Origin of the sequence: Teichococcus oryzae, assembly GCF_008386565.1 — a bacterium.
Lineage (GTDB): Bacteria > Pseudomonadota > Alphaproteobacteria > Acetobacterales > Acetobacteraceae > Pseudoroseomonas > Pseudoroseomonas oryzae.
The window spans coordinates 944,914-961,085 of sequence record NZ_VUKA01000001.1 but is presented as its reverse complement, the minus strand read 5'-3'; the positions used below and the strand labels follow the sequence as shown (position 1 = coordinate 961,085).

At 71.2% G+C, this 16,172-nt stretch carries 15 protein-coding genes; 6 read left to right on the top strand and 9 right to left on the bottom strand.

The features are described 5' to 3' along the window. Positions 1 to 132 precede the first annotated feature (132 nt). Together F0Q34_RS04440 and F0Q34_RS04435 are read left to right on the top strand one after the other, a co-directional pair. Entirely contained in the window at positions 133 to 1,926 is a 1,794-nt protein-coding gene (locus tag F0Q34_RS04440; protein ID WP_241665310.1) for an ABC transporter ATP-binding protein, read from the top strand. 48 nt (positions 1,927 to 1,974) lie between these two features. Beyond that, positions 1,975 to 2,613 (top strand): hypothetical protein, encoded by a 639-nt coding sequence (locus F0Q34_RS04435; RefSeq protein WP_149810887.1) that lies wholly within the window; start codon positions 1,975 to 1,977, stop codon positions 2,611 to 2,613. A 178-nt stretch (positions 2,614 to 2,791) separates the two neighbouring features. On the opposite strand, the gene F0Q34_RS04430 is transcribed toward F0Q34_RS04435, so the two are convergent. Beyond that, complete coding sequence (locus F0Q34_RS04430; RefSeq protein WP_149810886.1) at positions 2,792 to 3,169, bottom strand: DUF4440 domain-containing protein; 378 nt, start codon at positions 3,167 to 3,169, stop codon at positions 2,792 to 2,794. A gap of 124 nt (positions 3,170 to 3,293) precedes the next feature. Between F0Q34_RS04430 and F0Q34_RS04425 the strand changes: the two genes are divergently transcribed. The 3 genes from F0Q34_RS04425 to F0Q34_RS04415 all read left to right on the top strand — a co-directional run bounded on the left by F0Q34_RS04425 (position 3,294) and on the right by F0Q34_RS04415 (position 5,951). Then, positions 3,294 to 3,983: a GntR family transcriptional regulator gene (locus F0Q34_RS04425; RefSeq protein WP_149810885.1), complete on the top strand. Its 690-nt coding sequence runs from the start codon at positions 3,294 to 3,296 to the stop codon at positions 3,981 to 3,983. A 14-nt stretch (positions 3,984 to 3,997) separates the two neighbouring features. Then, on the top strand, positions 3,998 to 4,921 hold the full coding sequence (locus F0Q34_RS04420; RefSeq protein WP_149810884.1) for a dihydrodipicolinate synthase family protein: 924 nt from the start codon (positions 3,998 to 4,000) through the stop codon (positions 4,919 to 4,921). A gap of 64 nt (positions 4,922 to 4,985) precedes the next feature. Continuing rightward, the gene (locus F0Q34_RS04415) at positions 4,986 to 5,951 is read left to right on the top strand and encodes a tripartite tricarboxylate transporter substrate binding protein (protein ID WP_149810883.1); all 966 of its coding nucleotides are present in this window, start codon (positions 4,986 to 4,988) and stop codon (positions 5,949 to 5,951) included. Here the strand turns inward: F0Q34_RS04415 and F0Q34_RS04410 are convergent. After that, positions 5,923 to 6,798 carry a LysR family transcriptional regulator gene (locus F0Q34_RS04410; RefSeq protein ID WP_149810882.1) on the bottom strand — a complete coding sequence of 292 codons (876 nt, stop codon included), beginning with the start codon at positions 6,796 to 6,798 and terminating at the stop codon, positions 5,923 to 5,925. The two genes, F0Q34_RS04415 and F0Q34_RS04410, sit on opposite strands and share 29 nt — an antisense overlap. Positions 6,799 to 6,906: 108 nt before the next feature. Between F0Q34_RS04410 and bla the strand changes: the two genes are divergently transcribed. Beyond that, a complete protein-coding gene (bla, locus tag F0Q34_RS04405) occupies positions 6,907 to 7,785 on the top strand; it encodes a class A beta-lactamase (RefSeq protein WP_149810881.1) in 879 nt (292 codons plus the stop codon). Positions 7,786 to 7,789: 4 nt separating this feature from the next. On the opposite strand, the gene F0Q34_RS04400 is transcribed toward bla, so the two are convergent. From F0Q34_RS04400 to folP, 7 genes are all read right to left on the bottom strand, one after another. After that, positions 7,790 to 9,271 (bottom strand): ATP-binding protein, encoded by a 1,482-nt coding sequence (locus F0Q34_RS04400; protein ID WP_149810880.1) that lies wholly within the window; start codon positions 9,269 to 9,271, stop codon positions 7,790 to 7,792. Between the two features lie 70 nt (positions 9,272 to 9,341). Continuing rightward, complete coding sequence (locus F0Q34_RS04395; RefSeq protein WP_149810879.1) at positions 9,342 to 10,574, bottom strand: ABC transporter substrate-binding protein; 1,233 nt, start codon at positions 10,572 to 10,574, stop codon at positions 9,342 to 9,344. Positions 10,575 to 10,678: 104 nt separating this feature from the next. After that, on the bottom strand, positions 10,679 to 11,842 hold the full coding sequence (locus tag F0Q34_RS04390) for a phosphoserine transaminase (protein WP_149810878.1): 1,164 nt from the start codon (positions 11,840 to 11,842) through the stop codon (positions 10,679 to 10,681). A 56-nt stretch (positions 11,843 to 11,898) separates the two neighbouring features. Then, positions 11,899 to 12,732, bottom strand: a complete 834-nt coding sequence (locus F0Q34_RS04385; RefSeq protein WP_149810877.1) for a PhzF family phenazine biosynthesis protein — start codon at positions 12,730 to 12,732, stop codon at positions 11,899 to 11,901. A 79-nt stretch (positions 12,733 to 12,811) separates the two neighbouring features. Further along, positions 12,812 to 13,627, bottom strand: a complete 816-nt coding sequence (gene thiD, locus F0Q34_RS04380) for a bifunctional hydroxymethylpyrimidine kinase/phosphomethylpyrimidine kinase (RefSeq protein ID WP_149810876.1) — start codon at positions 13,625 to 13,627, stop codon at positions 12,812 to 12,814. Next, entirely contained in the window at positions 13,627 to 15,051 is a 1,425-nt protein-coding gene (glmM, locus tag F0Q34_RS04375) for a phosphoglucosamine mutase (protein ID WP_149810875.1), read from the bottom strand. The genes thiD and glmM overlap by 1 nt, the downstream gene beginning before the upstream one ends. Before the next feature lie 62 nt (positions 15,052 to 15,113). Beyond that, entirely contained in the window at positions 15,114 to 16,163 is a 1,050-nt protein-coding gene (gene folP / locus F0Q34_RS04370; protein ID WP_149810874.1) for a dihydropteroate synthase, read from the bottom strand. Positions 16,164 to 16,172: the final 9 nt, after the last annotated feature.

The following is a 16,172-nucleotide window of genomic DNA, read 5'->3' as shown; positions in this document are numbered from 1 at the left end:
CGCGGCGCCGCCAAGGCGGCCATCCTCCCCTCCCGCATTCCATCCGGCTTGCCCTGACACGCGCCTGAGCGCGTGCCGCGGGCGGCCGACCAGAAGGGACCGTCCGCGCCTGGCGTGGGCGGGCAACACATCGTGCCCCTGCTTCGTTCCCGCGCGGGCGCCGAGCCCGTGCTCGCGGTGCTCGGCTTCCTGCTGCGCCGCTGGCTGCGCCATCCCCTGCTGTTGCTGGTCATTGTCGGCGGGATGCTGCTTGCCACCCTGGCCGAGATCCTGGTTTCGCTCGCCGCCGCCTGGCTGGTGGATGCGGTGACCTCGGCCAACCGCGCGATGGCGGCCGAGGCGGCGATGCAGGCGCTGGGCCTGCTGGCGCTGCTCGGCCTTGTCGCCCTGGCCACGCGCATCGCCGCCATCATCGGCATCATCGCCCTGACCTTGCGCCAGATGACCGACACAGGCGGGGAGGTGTTCGCGCGCGTGCAACGCTTTTCCGCGGATTGGCACGCCAACAGCTTCGCCGGCTCCACCGTGCGGCGCATCAGCCGCGGCATGTGGGCGATCGACCTGCTGAACGACACGCTGCTGATCGCACTGCTGCCCTCGGCCACCGTTCTGGCCGGCGCCACGGTGCTGCTCGGGATGCGCTGGCCGCTGATGGGCGTGCTGGTTGCGCTGGGCGGGCTCGGCTATGTGGCGCTGACGGTGTCCCTGTCCTTGTTCTGGGTGGCCCCGGCCTCCCGCCTTTCGAACCAGTGGGACACGCGGATGGGCGGCGCCATGGCAGATGCCATCGGCGCCAATGCCGTGGTCAAGGCCTTTGGCGCCGAGGCGCGGGAGGATGCCCGGCTCCGGACCCTGATCAGCAAATGGCGCCGCCGCACGCAGCGCACCTGGAACCGCTCGGTGAAGGCCGAGGCCGCGCAAACCGGCACGCTGCTGGTGCTGCGGATCGCGGTAATCGGCGGCGCGCTGTGGCTGTGGTGGCGCAACGAGGCCAGCGCCGGCGACCTCGCCGGCGTGCTGACGCTGTTCTTCACCGTGCAGGGCTATCTGCGGGACGTCGGCTACCACATCAGCAACCTGCAGCGCGGCGTGAACGAGATGGAGGAACTGGTGGCGCTGCACGCCCTGCCCTTCGGCGTGACCGACCGGGCCGATGCGCGGCCGATCCGCATCACGCGGGGCGCCATCACCTTCGAGGAGGTGTTCTTTGGCTATGGCGGCCATCCCACGCCGCTCTACCAGGGCCTTTCGGTGCGGATCCGGCCCGGGGAGCGGGTTGGGCTGGTTGGCCCCTCCGGCTCCGGCAAGACCAGCTTCGTGAAGCTGATCCAGCGGCTGCACGACATCCAGGGCGGGCGCATCCTGATTGACGGGCAGGACGTGGCGCGGGCCACGCAATCCTCGCTACGGGCGCAGATCGCCATCGTGCAGCAGGAGCCGATCCTGTTCCATCGTTCCCTGGCCGAGAACATCGCCTATGCCCGCCCCGGCGCCACCCCGGCAGAGATCATCCGCGCCGCCGAGCTGGCGAACGCGCATGGCTTCATCACCCGCCTGCCGCGCGGCTACGCGACCCTGGTCGGCGAGCGTGGCGTGAAGCTTTCGGGCGGAGAGCGGCAGCGCGTGGCCCTGGCCCGTGCCTTCCTGGCCGATACGCCGCTCCTGATTCTGGATGAAGCGACCTCGGCGCTGGATTCGGAAAGCGAGGCAGCGATCCAGCAGGCCATGGAACGCCTGGTCCATGGCCGCACCGCCATCGTCATCGCCCACCGCCTGTCCACCGTTCGGGCCATGGACCGTATCCTGGTCTTCGACCGGGGCGCCGTGATCGAGGAAGGCAGCCATGACACCCTGGTCGCCCGGCCAGGGGGCCTGTATCGCCGCCTGTTCGAACGGCAGGCGCTGGAACTCACCGCTCCGCGTTGAAGGCCTGCGCCCGCCGCCCCGCCCGGAAGCCAGGAGGATGAACCATCCATGCCTTGCCTGACGCGGCACAGGGCCGAGATCTTCAAGCCAGCCAGATCACCGGAAGCCACGCCCCATGACGCACTGCCCGACCCGCTCCGCCGCCCACCGGAACAGGGCCTGATGCGCCGCCGGATGGCGCTGCTCCCGGTTCTGCTTCTGCTGGGTGCCGCCACCCCGCCGGAGGCGGAACTGCGCGTCGATCCCCCCTCCCCCTACAGGACCACGCGGATGGAGCCGACGCCGCCGCAAACCGCGCGGATCGCCGTGGCCCGCCCCGGGGCCCCGATGCCCGATTGCCAGGTGGCCTTCGTGCCCGCGCCGCCAGCGGACCAGAAGGTTGGCCAGCCGGCGCTGAACGCGCTGGCGCGCAGCCCGGCCTGGCAGAAGCTGGAACGGGCGCGGATCGCCACGGCCTATGACGTCCAGCAGGAAAGCATTGTGGAGCAGGATGGCGTCGCCGGCCTTCGGCTGGCCGGAACGCTGCGGCCGCGGCCGAGCCTCGAAGGCGGCAGCCGCGCCGCCTTCACCATCCTGGAAACGCCCCGTGGCCGCACCACCACCGTTTGCGCCGCCCCGGCCGAGGAGTTCGCGCGCCGGCAGGCCGAGTTCGACGCGGTGGCACGCGGCGTGACGCCACCCCGCTGATCGAAGCAATGCCGCCGCGCGGGAAGCCGGCGCCGCAGGTCCCTCAACCCCGGTCGGGCAGCGCCGCGGAAGCTCCGGCTCCGGCATCGACCGCGGCCTGGGCCCTGTTCAGCACCTGACCAAGCTCGTGAAAGACTTGAGCATAAGGAATGCCGCAGAGCTTAACAGCGCCGTGGCCTCAGCGGCCTTTTCCCTGCGGTCCCACCACGATGGGCGGTGTCTGCTGATGCTGGATCACCCGCCATTCCTCATGGGCATGCCGGCGGAAGGTGGTGGTGCAATGCGCCTCATAAGGGTCTTGCCCATCGCGCTGCGCCCGCGCCTTGTAGGCGATGACGATCAACCCCTCTTGCGGCCGCCGCACCTGTTGTTCCGAGAATTCCACCCTGGACCAGCGCGGCGTGCCGGACACCGCCTCCACGGCCTTGTCCGCCCCCATCACATAGGGAGGGGCCGGCAGCACCATCAGGCACTCACTGTCGATCAGTTCGCGGTAATGCCCGGGATCGCCTGTCCATAGGCTTTCCTCCAGAGGCCAGATCCGGTTGTCATCCATGCAACTGCTTCCTTTCGGGGAACCAATGGATCAACGCCGGAGATAGAGATCGGTTCTCGGACCAATTTTCGCAATATGCTATCTGCTATTGCAGTTTCTGATGGGATGCTGGTAGCATCAGGCCATGCTGACCGCTCCCACCGGTCTGACGCCTCTCGCGGCGGAAGACATCCTGTCCCTGGCGGAGCGCGCCTATCGGCGGCTGCGGGATGCCATCGCCGATGGCAGCCTTCCCGCAGGGGAACGCATCTCCGAACGCTCCCTGGCGCAGTCGCTGGGCATCTCCGCCCAGCCGGTGCGCGAGGCGCTGCGGCGACTGGAGGCGGAGGGCATGGTCGTCACCCTACCCCGCCGCGGCACGCTGGTGGCCGAGTTCGGCCCCCGCCAGCTGGCCGAGATGGGGCTGATCCGCGTGGCGCTGGAAGGCACCACAGCATCGCTGGCGGCCCGCCATGCCACCGCCGGAGACATCACCGAATTGCTGGCGCTGCTGCGCGCCATGCGCCCCTTGCTGCGGGCCAACGACATCGTCGCCCTGGCCGAGGCGAATGAACGCTTCCATGGCCATATCGACGGGCTGGCCGGCAATGCCTTCCTGCAACGATCGCTCGATGCGCTGCGGGCCTATGACCATTTCGCCCGCCTGCGCGCCCTGCGCTCCACCCCGCAGGAGCCGCGCCGCGCCTGGCGGGAACATGCCGCCATCCTGTCCGCGATCCGCCGGCGGGACCCTGGACAGGCGGAGGCGCGCATGCGCGCGCATGTCCGCCGCTCGCTGGAAGCCAGCGGCATCCTCGACGCCCTCAACACCTGAACGGAAAACGCCCCATGGCTCAAACCGAATTGCGGCCGGCGCTGAACGGCATCTCCGGCATCCTCGTCACGCCCTTCGACAGCGACGACAAGCTGGTGCCCGCGAAGCTGCAGCCGGTGGTGGACCGCGCGGTGAAGGCCGGCGTGCATGTGCTGGTGGCCAATGGCAACACCAGCGAGTTCTACGGCCTCACCACCGCCGAGGCGGAGCGCATGGTGCATGTGGCGGCCGAGCAGATCGGCGGGCGCGTGCCGCTGCTGGCCGGCATCGGCCGCTCCGTCCATGACGCGGTGGCGCTGGCCAAGGCATCCAGGGCGGCCGGCGCCACGGCGCTGATGGTGCACCAGCCGCCCGATCCGTTCGTGTCCCCGCGCGGCATCCTGGCTTATGTGCAGCGCGTGGCCGAGGCCGGCCAGGGCCTGCCGATCGTGCTGTATCTGCGCAATGACAGCATCGGCAACGACAACATCCTCGCGCTGTGCCAAGTGCCGGGCGTGATCGGCGTGAAATGGGCTGCCCCCACCCCGCTGCGCCTGGGCGAGATGATCCGCGCCACGCGCGGCATGGACATCGCCTGGGTCGGCGGCCTGGCCGAGACCTGGGCGCCGCCCTTCTACGCGGTGGGCGCGCGCGGCTACACCTCGGGCCTGATCAATGTGTGGCCGGAGCACTCGGTGGCCATCCATGCCGCGCTCGATGCAGGCGACTACGCCAGGGCCGCTGGTCTGATCGAGACCATGTCGGCCTTCGAGGCCCTGCGCGCCGAGGAGCAGAACGGCACCAACGTGTCCGTGGTGAAGGCCGCGCTGCAGATGATGGGCGAGGATTGCGGCGCCACCCGCCCGCCTTCCGCCTGGCCGCTGGTGCCCCGCGCCGAGGCCGAGCTGCGCAAGCGCCTCGGTGAATGGGGCCTGCTGCGCGCCGCCGCCAATTCGTGATTTTCCCGGCGCGGGCAGGGTTGCCCGCGCCCATCGCTACGTCCAGGCAACAAGGAAGAATGTCATGACGCTCACCCGTCGCGCAGCCCTGCTCGCCGCGCCGCTGGCCGCGCTTTCGCTCAGCGGCGCTCAGGCCCAGGCGCCCTTTCCCTCCTCCACCGTGCGCATCATCGTGCCCTACACGCCGGGCGGCGCCTCCGACATCGCGGCCCGCCTGCTGGCGGAGAAGCTGACGCCGGTGTGGAAGCAATCCGTGGTGGTGGAGAACCGCACCGGCGCGAACGGCATCGTCGGCAGCGACGCCGTGGCGAAGGCGGCGCCGGACGGCACCACGCTGGGCTTCGTGTCGGTGAACCATGCGGTGAATGCCGCGCTCTACACCACGCCCTTCGACACGCTGAAGGATTTCTCGGTTCTTTCGATCATCTATTCCGTGCCGCTGGTCGTGGTCACGGCACCGGATTTCCCGGCCAACTCGATCCAGGATCTGGTCAAGCTTGTGAAGTCGAAGCCGGGCGAGATCACCTTCGCCAGCACCGGCGGCGCCGTGCACCTGGCGGCCGAGATGTTCGCGGGCCAGGTCGGCGCGGCGATGACCAACGTTCCCTATCGCGGCTCCACCGCCGCGCACCCGGACCTGATCGGCCGCCGGGTGGACGTGATGTTCGACACCCTGCCGGCAGTGGTGGGCCATGTTCAGGCCGGCAAGCTGAAGGCCCTCGGCACCACCGCCGCGCAGCGCCTGCCGATGTTGCCGGACCTGCCCACCGTGGCTGAAAGCGGCCTGCCGGGCTTCGAGGCCGCCACCTGGGGCGCCATCATCGCCCCCGCCGGCCTGCCCGCGCCGATCGCCAACAAGATCGCCACCGATGCCGTCGCGCAGTTGCAGGAAAGCAGCATCAAGGAACGCTTCGCGGCGCTCGGCGCCACACCCGTCGGCAGCACGCCGGAACAGGCCCAGGCCTTTGTCCGTGCCGAGCTGGAGAAGTGGCAGAAGGTCGTCACGGCGGCGAAGATCGAGAAGCAGTAAGCAGCCAGTCGCGGAAGGCCGCCATGGCCGGCGTTTCCTCCCGCGACTTCAGCCGCGTCAGCCAATAGGCGCCGAGCGTCACCTCGGCGCCGAAGGGCCGCGCGAGCCGGCCTTCCCGCAGGTCGCGCCCGAACATCCGGGCCGGCAGCAGGGCGACGCCCGTGCCCTGCACTGCCGCCTCCGCCATGGTCAGCGAGGAATCGAAGACGAAGCCGCGGATATTGGGCGCGGCCATCTCCACTTTTGCGAACCAGCGCGGCCATTCATCCATCCGGTAGGAACGCAGCAGGACCTCGCGCAGCAGGTCGGCAGGCTGGGCCAGCCGCTCCGCGATCTCCGGCGCGCAGAGCGGCGTCAGCGGCGTGGCGAACAACTCCGCCGCCTCAGTGCCATGCCAGGCGCCGTCCCCGAAGCGGATGGCGAGGTCCAGCCCCTCTCCCGCCAGATCGACCCGGTTGTTGTTGGTCAGCAGCCGCAGATCGACGAAGGGATGCGCGGCACGGAAATCCGGCAGCCGTTGCAGCAGCCAGCCGGTGACGAAGGTGCCCACCGCGCCCACCGTCAGCACCTCCCGCAACCGCCCGCCGCCGAAGCGTTCCAGCGTGGCGCCGATGCGCCGGAAGGCATCGGTCAGCACGGGCAGCAGGGTCTCCGCCTCCTCGGTGAGCGCGAGGCCGCGCGGGAGGCGGCGGAACAGCCTCACCCCCAAGATATCCTCAAGCGCCTTCACCTGGTGGCTGATGGCCGCCTGGGTGACGCGCAACTCCAGGCCCGCCCGCGTGAAGCTGAGATGCCTTGCCGAGGCTTCAAAGGCGCGCAGGGCGTTGAGCGGGAGGTGCTGGGACATCGGCCACCATGCATTAGTTTTCCTTGGGCTTCGCCCGAGGATTGCCCGTTTGTCCAGCCCCTGCCCTTCCCGGCAGTCTCCGCCCCGACCGACAAGGGAGATTGTGGAATGATTGGCAGGCGACATTGGATGGGCATGGCGCTGGCGGGTGTTTTCGCGCCACGCCTCGCGCAGGCCGCCGGTCGCGGCTTCGGCGGGCTGGAAGGCGCCTTCGCCCGCATCGAGGCGGAGGTCGGCGGCAGGCTGGGCGTCGCGGTGCTGGACACGGGCGGCGGGCATTATGCCGGGCACCGCGCGGATGAACGCTTCCCCCTCACCAGCACCTTCAAGCTGCTAGCGGCCGCCGCCACGCTGGCGCGGGTGGATGCGGGCAAGGAGCGCCTGGATCGCCGCGTCCGCTTCGGGCGCGACAAGCTGGTGACCTATTCCCCCGTCACGGAGCCGCATGCGGGCGGCAATGGCATGACGGTGGCGGCGCTGTGCGAGGCCACCGTCACGCTCAGCGACAACACCGCCGGCAACCTGCTGCTGGAAGGGCTGGGCGGCCCGGCCGGGCTGACGCAGTGGCTGCGGAGCATCGGCGACAGCACCACGCGGCTGGACCGCTGGGAGACCGCGCTGAACGAGGCCAGGCCCGGCGACCCGCGCGACACCACCACGCCCGCGGCGATGCTGGGCGACCTCCAGCTCCTGCTGCTGGGCGAGGTGCTTTCGGCGGGAAGCCGCGCCCGGCTCACCCAATGGCTGCGCGACAACAAGACGGGCGATGCGCGGCTGCGGGCCGGCCTGCCGCAGGGTTGGCAGGCGGGCGAGAAAACCGGGAGCGGCGGCCTGGGCAGCACCAATGATGCCGGGCTGATCTGGCCCCCTGGCGGCGCGGCGCCGGTGCTGGTCGCGGCCTATCTCACCGGCAGCGCGGCGCCGCTCGCGGCGCGGGAGGCGGCGCTGGCCGGCGTGGCACGCGCCATCACCGCGGCCATGGCCTGATCCTTCAGGCCGCCGGGTCGCCCGGCGCGGTTTCCCAGCCCAGCCCGACCAGTGCCACGATGCGCCGCCCGCTGCCGTCCGGGCGCAGCACGATGGCGCCCTGCTCCTCCAGATAGGCCAGCAGCCGCCGCGCCCGGCTGGGGGAGCGGGTGCCATAGGCCTCGGCGATGGTGTTGTCCGAAGGGCATGGCAGCTTGTCCAGCGCGGCGCGGGCCAGCAGCAGGAAGACGCCCTGGGTGTCCTCCGGCAGGGCGGCGGCGCGGGCTTCCACCTGCTGCCAGGCCTCGCCCTCGGCGGCCTCCGCGCTGATGCCGGCGCGGGCGACGGCCAGCATGCGGCGGAAGGCCGGAATCTCGGGCGGTTTGCCCGGAATGGCGTGGATGCGCAGCCGCACCAGGAAATCCTGGTACAGCACCGAGACGCTGCGGAAGGCGGCTTCCGGCTCGGCCAGGATCTGCCGCAGGATCTCGTCCAGCCGGCGCTTGCGGGCGGCGCGCTCCTCGGGCGTCGGCTCCGGCTCGGCGCGTGGCGCGGGCATGGTGGGGCGTGCCTGCGCCAGTTGTGCCAGGATGTCGGGCGGCGGCGGCGGCGGCGCGCGGCGCGGCACCGGGCGCAGCACCGGATCGGGCTCGGCCGTCGCGGCCAGCACCAGTTCCCGGGCTTCTTCCGGCGCCGTCTGCGGCAGCGGGATCAGGCCGGGATTGGTGCCGCGCGATTCGGTTTCCACCGCGCCGATGCGGATCGGCAGCGGCCGGCGCGACAAGGCCGGGCCGAGCGCCACAAAGGCGCCGCGCGGCAGGTCGCGGAACATCTCCGCCTGGCGGCGCTCCATGCCCAGCAGGTCGGCGGCGCGGGCCATGTCGATGTCGAGGAAGGTGCGGCCCATCAGGAAGTTGGAGGCCTCGGCCGCCACGTTCTTGGCCAGCTTGGCCAGGCGCTGGGTGGCGATGATGCCGGCCAGCCCCCGCTTGCGCCCGCGCGACATCAGGTTGGCCATGGCGCCGAGCGAGGCGCGGCGGGCCTCGTCCGACACCTCGCCGGCGGCCGCGGGGGCGAAAAGCTGCGCCTCGTCCACCACCACCAGCATGGGCGACCAATGGTCGCGCTCGGCATCGAACAGCCCGCCCAGGAAGGCGGCGGCGTGGCGCATCTGGCCGTCCGCATCCAGCCCCTCCAGGTTCAGCACCACGGAAACGCGATGCGCCCGCGCCCGGTCGGCGGCGCGCTGCAAGGCGCCTTCATTGTGCTGGGCCGCATCGATGACCAGATGGCCGAAGCGCTCCGCCAGGGTAACGAAATCGCCTTCCGGGTCGATCACCGCCTGCTGCACCCAGGGGGCGGACTGTTCCAGCAGGCGGCGCAGCAGGTGCGACTTGCCCGAGCCGGAATTGCCCTGCACCAGCAGCCGCGTCGCCAGCAACTCCTCGAGGTCGAGGCTGGCCGGCTGCCCGGTGTTGGTCACGCCCATCTCGATGCCGATCGTCATTCACCACTCCGCCATGCCGGGCGGGAGCTATAGCGGATCGGGGCACCGGCACCAGCGATGGCGGCGCGGCTCAGCCTTTCACCAGCGGGCAGCCCCCTTCCTCCAGCGGCCGGAACGCTTCCTCCTGCGAGACGGTGCCGGCGAGGCGGTAATAATCCCAGGGCCCGCGACTTTCGCCCGGCGCCTTGACCTCGAACAGGTAGGAAGGATGGATCTTGCGGCCATCGGCGCGCAGGGTGCCGGGGCCGAAGCAGTCATCATCGGTCGGCATCGCCTTCATCCGCTCCACCACGGCGAGACCGCTGGCGCGTGCCGCCGGCAGCCCCATATCCGCCACCGCCTTCAGGTAGTGCAGCACGCCCGAATAGGTGCCGGCATGTTCCTGGTTCGGCCAGTTGCCGGCGACCTTGGGCTTGACGCGCTCCAGGAAGGCGCGGGTGCGGTCGTTCAGGTCCCAGTAGAACGCCTCGGACAGCAGCAGGCCCTGCGCCGTCTCCAGGCCAAGCGCGTGGATGTCGGTGACGAACATCGGCGTGCCGGCCAGCTTCACGCCGCGCCGGTTCACGCCGAACTCGCGCGCCTGCTTGATGCAGTTCACCATGTCGGCGCCCGCCATCAGCAGGCCCACCACCTTGGCCCGGCTGGCCTGCGCCTGCACCAGATAGGAGGCGAAGTCGGTGGTGCCTGGGAACGGGAAGCGGACGGAGCCGGCGATCCTGCCGCCGCTGCCGGTGACAAAGCGGGTCAGGTCGCGCTCCATCTGGTGGCCGAAGGCGTAGTCGGCGACGATCAGGAACCAGCTATCCCCGCCATTGCGCACCGTGGCGCGGCCGACAGTGTTGGCCAGCATCCAGGTGTCGGCCGTCCAGTGCACCGTGTTGGCGGAGCAGCGCTCCCCGGTCAGGATGGCCGACAGCGCGCCGGTGTTGACCTGGACCTTGTTCTTTTCCTGCACCAGCCCGGCGACGGCCAGGGCGATGGCGGAGTTGTTGACCTCGCAGATCATGTCCACGCCGTCCTGGTCGATCCAGCGGCGGGACATCGCCAGGGCCACGTCGGGCTTGTTCTGGTGGTCGCCCTGGAGGAACTCGACCGTGATTCCGCGGCTGGACAGGTTCAGGTCCTCGGCCGCCTGGCGGGCGCAGGCCAGGGCGGTGGGGCCCGAGGTATCCCTGTAGGGGCCGGAGAAATCCGCCAGCACGCCGATGCGGAGCGGCGCGGCCGCTTGGCTTCGCGCGGAGGCCCAGGGCGCCAGCAGGGCGGCGCCACCCGCCATCAAGTGCCGCCGGTTGATCTGAAACATGGCCGAACCCCCTTTCCCAGCAGCGGCTCGTCCGGCCGCTTCCGGAAAAGAGTTGTCCAGGGCCCGGCGCGGCGCAAGCACCGCCGTCCCGCCCGGGCCTGATGTCAGGCGGCGGCTACCTGATCCAGCGCCCAGTCCACCCAGGGCAGCACGGCGCGCAGATCCGCCGTTTCCACCGTGGCGCCACCCCAGAGCCGCAGCCCCGGCGGCGCGTCGCGATACGGCGCGGTGTCGAGCGCGACGCCTTCCGCTTCCAGCCGCGCCGCCAGGGCCTTCGCCGCCCCGGCCTGCCCCGCCGCATCCAGCGCGGTGAACCAGGGCGCCACGATCCGCAGGCAGATCGAGGTGCAGGAGCGGGTGCGCGGATCGTCCGCGAGAAAGGCGAAGCGGTCCTGTTCTTCCACCCATTCGGCCACCGCGGCCAGGTTCGCTTCCGAGCGGGCGATCAGCGCCGGGAGGCCGCCGATCGATTCGGCCCAGCGCAGCCCGTCCAGCGCGTCCTCGACACAAAGCATCGAGGGCGTGTTGATGGTGTCGCCCCGGAAGATGCCCTCGATCAGCTTGCCGCCCTTGGTGAGGCGGAAGATCTTCGGCAGCGGCCAGGCTGGGACATGGCTTTCCAGCCGCGCCACCGCGCGGGGCGACAGGGCCAGCATGCCATGCGCGGCCTCGCCCCCCAGCACCTTCTGCCAGGACCAGGTGACCACATCCAGCTTGTCCCAGGGCAGGTCCATGGCGAAGGCGGCCGAGGTGGCGTCGCAGATCGCCAGCCCCTCGCGGTCGTCATGGATCCAGCCGGCATCGGGCAGCCGCACGCCGGAGGTGGTGCCGTTCCAGACAAACACCAGGTCGCGCCCCGGATCGGCCGCCGACAGGTCGGGCAGACGGCCATAGGGCGCGTCGAGCAGCCGCACATCCGGCAGCCGTAGCTGCTTCAGGATGTCGGTGGCCCATTCGCCGGAAAAGCTTTCCCAGGCCAGCACATCCACCCCGCGCGGCCCGAGCAGCGACCACAGCGCCATCTCAACCGCCCCGGTATCGGAGGCCGGGACAATGCCGAGCCGCCAATCCGCCGGCATGCCGAGGATGCTCCTGGAGAGGTCGATCACCTCGGCCAGCTTTTCCTTGGGCTGCTTCGCCCGGTGGCTGCGGCCGAGCAGCGCCCCTTCCAGCGCCGCCAGCGACCAGCCGGGCCGCTTGGCGCAGGGACCGGAGGAAAAGCGCGGATTGGCGGGGCGCTGGGTGGGACGGGGATGGGCTGACGCCATGGCTCGGGGTCTCGCTGATGCTGGCGGGCGGGGTTTGCGCCCGGCGGGCGGCGCGATCAAGCCCGGCCCGCGCCTTCGGGAAGCACCGCCTCGCCCCGGCTGTAGAGGACGGCGTGGCCGCCGATGCGCACGCGATCGCCGGCCAGCGCGCACCACAGCGTGCCGCCACGGGCGCTCGCCTGGTGGCAGACCAATGTGTCGCGCTCCAGTTTCTGCGCCCAGAGCGGCATCAGCTGGAGATGCGCCGCGCCCGTCACCGGATCTTCCGGGATGCCGACGGCGGCGGCGAAATAGCGCGACACCACGTCATGCACACCGTCATCGCCGCGCGCGGTGGCGATCACGCGGGCCGGGCCGCCGGGCTGTTCACCGCCAGCCAGCGCGGCGATGCGGCCATGATCCGGCACCAGGGCCCGCACCGTCTCGGCATTGTCGAAGACGCAGATCCAGTCGCGGCCCTTCCAGACCTCGCGCGGCACGGCGCCCAGGGCGGCCGCGAGACCCGGCTGCGAGCCGGACAGGCGGCGCGGCGGATTGGCGGGGAAGTCGAGCACGAAGCGCGCCCCGTCCCGCGTGACGCCCAGCTCGCCGGAGGCGGTGCGGAACCGGAACGGCCCCGCCTCCCCCAGCTCCGTCGCCAGCACGAAGGCGGTGGCCAAGGTCGCGTGGCCGCAGATCGGCACCTCGGTGCTCGGCGTGAACCAGCGCAGATGCCATTGGCCCGGCCCGACAGGAACGAAGAAGGCGGTTTCGCTGACATTGTGCTCGGCAGCCATGCGCTGCATCAGCGCGTCCGGCAGCCAGGACCGCAGCGGCACAACAGCGGCCGGATTGCCGGAAAACAGGTCGGAGGTGAAGGCATCGACATGGAAGAACGGCACGTTCGGCATCGCGGCACCCTGTCAGGGGGGAGCCGTCCAGCTTGCCGCGCGACGGCGCGACGCGAAGGCCGCGCCGCGTCACGCCGGGTCATGCCAGGGTTGCGATCCGCGCCGGGTCCACCGTCACCGCGTGGTTCAGCGGCCCGTGCCCATGCCCGAGCCCAGGCGCGGTGCGCAGCGCCGCCAGCACATAGGCGCGCGCCCGGATCACCGCACCCTCCAGCGACAGGGCCTGCGCCAGCCCGGCGGCAATGGCGGAGGCCAGGGTGCAGCCGGTGCCATGGGTATGGGCACTTTCGATGCGGGGCGATTCGAACCACCGGCTGCCCTCGCGCGTGGCCAGGAGGTCGGTCACCGTGCCGCCCGGCAGATGCCCGCCCTTCAGCAGCACCGCCGGGACACCCATGGCCAGGATCGCCTCGGCGGCGGCCGGCATGTCTCCCACCCCGGCGACCGGGCGGCCGGACAGCAGCTCGGCTTCCGGCGCGTTGGGCGTGATCACCGCGGCCATGGGCAGCAGGCGGCGCTTCAGCGTGGCCACCGCCGTAGGGTCGAGCAGCGCATGGCCGCCCTTGGCCATCATCACCGGGTCGGCCACCAGGGGCTGGCCGGTGCCGAATTCCTCCAGCGCGTCGCACACGGCATGGATGGTGGGTGTGTCGGCCAGCATACCGGTCTTGATCGCGTCGGCGCCGATATCGGCCAGGTGCAGGCGGATCTGCATCCGGATGAAGTCGGGCGGAACGGCATGCACGCCATGCACGCCCAGCGTGTCCTGCGCCGTCAGCGCCGTGATCGCGGTGCCGGCATAGGCATCCAGCGCCATGCAGCTTTTCAGGTCGGCCTGGATGCCGGCACCGCCGCCGGAATCCGATCCGGCCACAATCAGCACACGTCCTCGCATCACTTGACCTCGATGGCGGCAGCGGTGGTCGTGGAGGCCGGCACGGCCGCGCGCGGCGGTAGCGGGCCAGCGGCGGCACGCGCGCGGATCAGCGCGGACAGGCCCATCACCGTGTCCTCCACCAATGCCTCCTCCTCGGCCTCCGCCATGACGCGGATCACCGGCTCGGTGCCGCTGGGGCGGATCAGCACGCGGCCCCGGCTGCCGAGCCGCGCCTCGGCGGCGGCAATGGCATCGGCCACCGCCGGGTCCTGCAAGGGCGAGGCGCCGGCATAGCGGACATTGACCAGGCGCTGGGGCAGAGGTTCGAAGGGGCGGCAAACGGCGCTGGCGGGGCGGCCGCTTTCGGCCAGCACGGCCAGCACCTGCAACGCCGCCACCAACCCATCCCCCGTGGTGCCGAAATCGGCCAGGATCATGTGGCCCGATTGTTCGCCGCCGATGTTGCAGCCATCCTCGCGCATCCGCTCCGACACATAGCGGTCGCCCACCTTGGTGCGCAGCAGCTTCAGACCCGCGCCTTCCAGGAAGCGCTCCAGCCCGAGATTGGACATCACCGTGGCCACCACCGCGCCGCCACGCAGCCGCCCCTGCGCCGCCCAGGAACGCGCCACCAGCGCCAGGATCTGGTCGCCATCCAGGATCTGGCCGTTCTCGTCGGCCAGCACCAGCCGGTCCGCATCGCCATCCAGGGCGATGCCCAGGTCGGCGCGGCGCTCGCGCACCAGCTCGGCCATGCGCGACGGCGCGGTGGAGCCGCATTCGCGGTTGATGTTGAAGCCGTCCGGCGCCACCCCTACCGGCACCACCTCGGCGCCCAACTCCCACAACACGGTGGGGGCGACCTTGTAGGCGGCGCCGTGGGCGCAATCGACCACGATGCGCATGCCGGCCAGGCTCAGCCCCTTCGGGAAGCTGGCCTTCACCGCCTCGATATAGCGGCCCGGCGCGTCCTCCAGCCGCGAGGCGCGGCCGAGGCGCGCGGGCGGCACGAGCTGCGCCGACAGGTCGCCGGCCATCAGCGCCTCGATCTCGGCTTCCTCATTGTCCGAGAGCTTCAGCCCGTCCGGGCCGAACAGCTTGATGCCATTGTCCTCGAACGGGTTGTGGCTGGCCGAGATCATGACGCCGAGATCGGCCCGCAGGGAGCGGGTCAGCATGGCGATGGCCGGCGTCGGCAACGGTCCCACCAGCACCACGTCCATGCCCGCGCCGACGAAGCCCGCCGTCAGCGCCGGTTCCAGCATGTAGCCGGAAAGCCTGGTGTCCTTGCCGATCACCACGCGGTGGCGGTGGCTGCCGCGGTTGAAGAAACGGCCCGCCGCCTGCCCCAGCCTGAGCGCCGTCGAGGCATCCATCGGCGCGCGGTTGGCGACCCCGCGAATGCCATCCGTGCCGAACAGGCGGCGCTCCGTTTGAGACATCACGAACATTCCTTCAGGCTCAGAAAATCGAAACTAGCGGGTCCGTGGGCCGTCGCGAAGCATCAGCCCGGCTCCGGGCTGCGCCCCTCCGCGCAGGCACGCCACATGCGCAGGGCCTGCGCGGTTTCCGCCACGTCATGCACCCGCAGGATGGCGGCACCGGCCGAGGCGGCCATCTGCGCCACGGCGAGGCTGCCGGCCAGCCGGCCGGACGCCGCCTCCACCCCCGTCACCGTGCCGACGAAGCGCTTCCGCGAGGCCCCGACGAGGACGCGGCAGCCAATGCCGGCCAGCAGCGGCAGGCGCTGGAGGATCTGCAGGTTCTGCTCCGCCGTCTTGCCGAAGCCGAGCCCGGGATCGATGGCGATGCGGCTGCGCGGGATGCCCAACGCCTCCGCCGTTTCGACGCGCTGGCGCAGGAAGCGCGCCACCTCCAGCACCACGTCGCCATAATCCGTGGCGGCGTGCATCTTCTTCAGGTCCAGCGCCGGCATGTGCATGAGCACCACCGGCGCCCGTGCCTCCGCCACGATCCGGGCCGCCCGTGGATCGTGGCGGAGCGCGGCGATGTCGTTGATGATCTCGGCTCCGGCGTCCAATGCCGCCTGCATGGTGGCGGGATGGCGGGTATCGACGCTGACCACGGCGGCCTTGGAGAGTTCCCGCACCACCGGGAGGACGCGGGCGATCTCCTCCTCCGGCGTCACGGCGGCGGCGCCGGGGCGGGTGCTTTCGCCACCCACATCCAGGATGTCCGCCCCCTGTTCCAGCATGGTGTGGCCGGCGGCGATGGCCGCGGCCGCGTCCTGGCGCTGGCCGCCATCGGAGAAGCTGTCGGGCGTGACGTTGACGATGCCCATGACCAGCGGCCGGTCGGCAGGCAGGCCGGCGAAGCGAAGGGGGCGGCGGGTCAGGGGGCCAAGCAAGGCTTCCCATTCCTCCGGCAGGTCGCGCGGCGGGTGGAGGCCGAGATCCCGGCCCTCCTCGATCAGTCGCACCAGGGCGAAGGCCGCCGGGCCGCCGGCCAGCGGCAGGGCATGCCCGTCCCGCACCGCCTGAAAGGCCGCCGTGCCATGCAGCAGGGCCACAGGCTCGATCCAACGCTCCGTCATTGCCCGCCC

Coding starts and splice junctions, on each gene's coding strand:
- F0Q34_RS04435 (WP_149810887.1), top strand. CDS start 1,975: ATGCCTTGCCTGACGCGGCACAGGGCCGAGATCTTCAAGCCAGCCAGA.
- F0Q34_RS04430 (WP_149810886.1), bottom strand. CDS start 3,169: ATGGATGACAACCGGATCTGGCCTCTGGAGGAAAGCCTATGGACAGGC.
- F0Q34_RS04425 (WP_149810885.1), top strand. CDS start 3,294: ATGCTGACCGCTCCCACCGGTCTGACGCCTCTCGCGGCGGAAGACATC.
- F0Q34_RS04420 (WP_149810884.1), top strand. CDS start 3,998: ATGGCTCAAACCGAATTGCGGCCGGCGCTGAACGGCATCTCCGGCATC.
- F0Q34_RS04415 (WP_149810883.1), top strand. CDS start 4,986: ATGACGCTCACCCGTCGCGCAGCCCTGCTCGCCGCGCCGCTGGCCGCG.
- F0Q34_RS04410 (WP_149810882.1), bottom strand. CDS start 6,798: ATGTCCCAGCACCTCCCGCTCAACGCCCTGCGCGCCTTTGAAGCCTCG.
- bla (WP_149810881.1), top strand. CDS start 6,907: ATGATTGGCAGGCGACATTGGATGGGCATGGCGCTGGCGGGTGTTTTC.
- F0Q34_RS04400 (WP_149810880.1), bottom strand. CDS start 9,271: ATGACGATCGGCATCGAGATGGGCGTGACCAACACCGGGCAGCCGGCC.
- F0Q34_RS04395 (WP_149810879.1), bottom strand. CDS start 10,574: ATGTTTCAGATCAACCGGCGGCACTTGATGGCGGGTGGCGCCGCCCTG.
- F0Q34_RS04390 (WP_149810878.1), bottom strand. CDS start 11,842: ATGGCGTCAGCCCATCCCCGTCCCACCCAGCGCCCCGCCAATCCGCGC.
- F0Q34_RS04385 (WP_149810877.1), bottom strand. CDS start 12,732: ATGCCGAACGTGCCGTTCTTCCATGTCGATGCCTTCACCTCCGACCTG.
- thiD (WP_149810876.1), bottom strand. CDS start 13,627: ATGCGAGGACGTGTGCTGATTGTGGCCGGATCGGATTCCGGCGGCGGT.
- glmM (WP_149810875.1), bottom strand. CDS start 15,051: ATGTCTCAAACGGAGCGCCGCCTGTTCGGCACGGATGGCATTCGCGGG.
- folP (WP_149810874.1), bottom strand. CDS start 16,163: ATGACGGAGCGTTGGATCGAGCCTGTGGCCCTGCTGCATGGCACGGCG.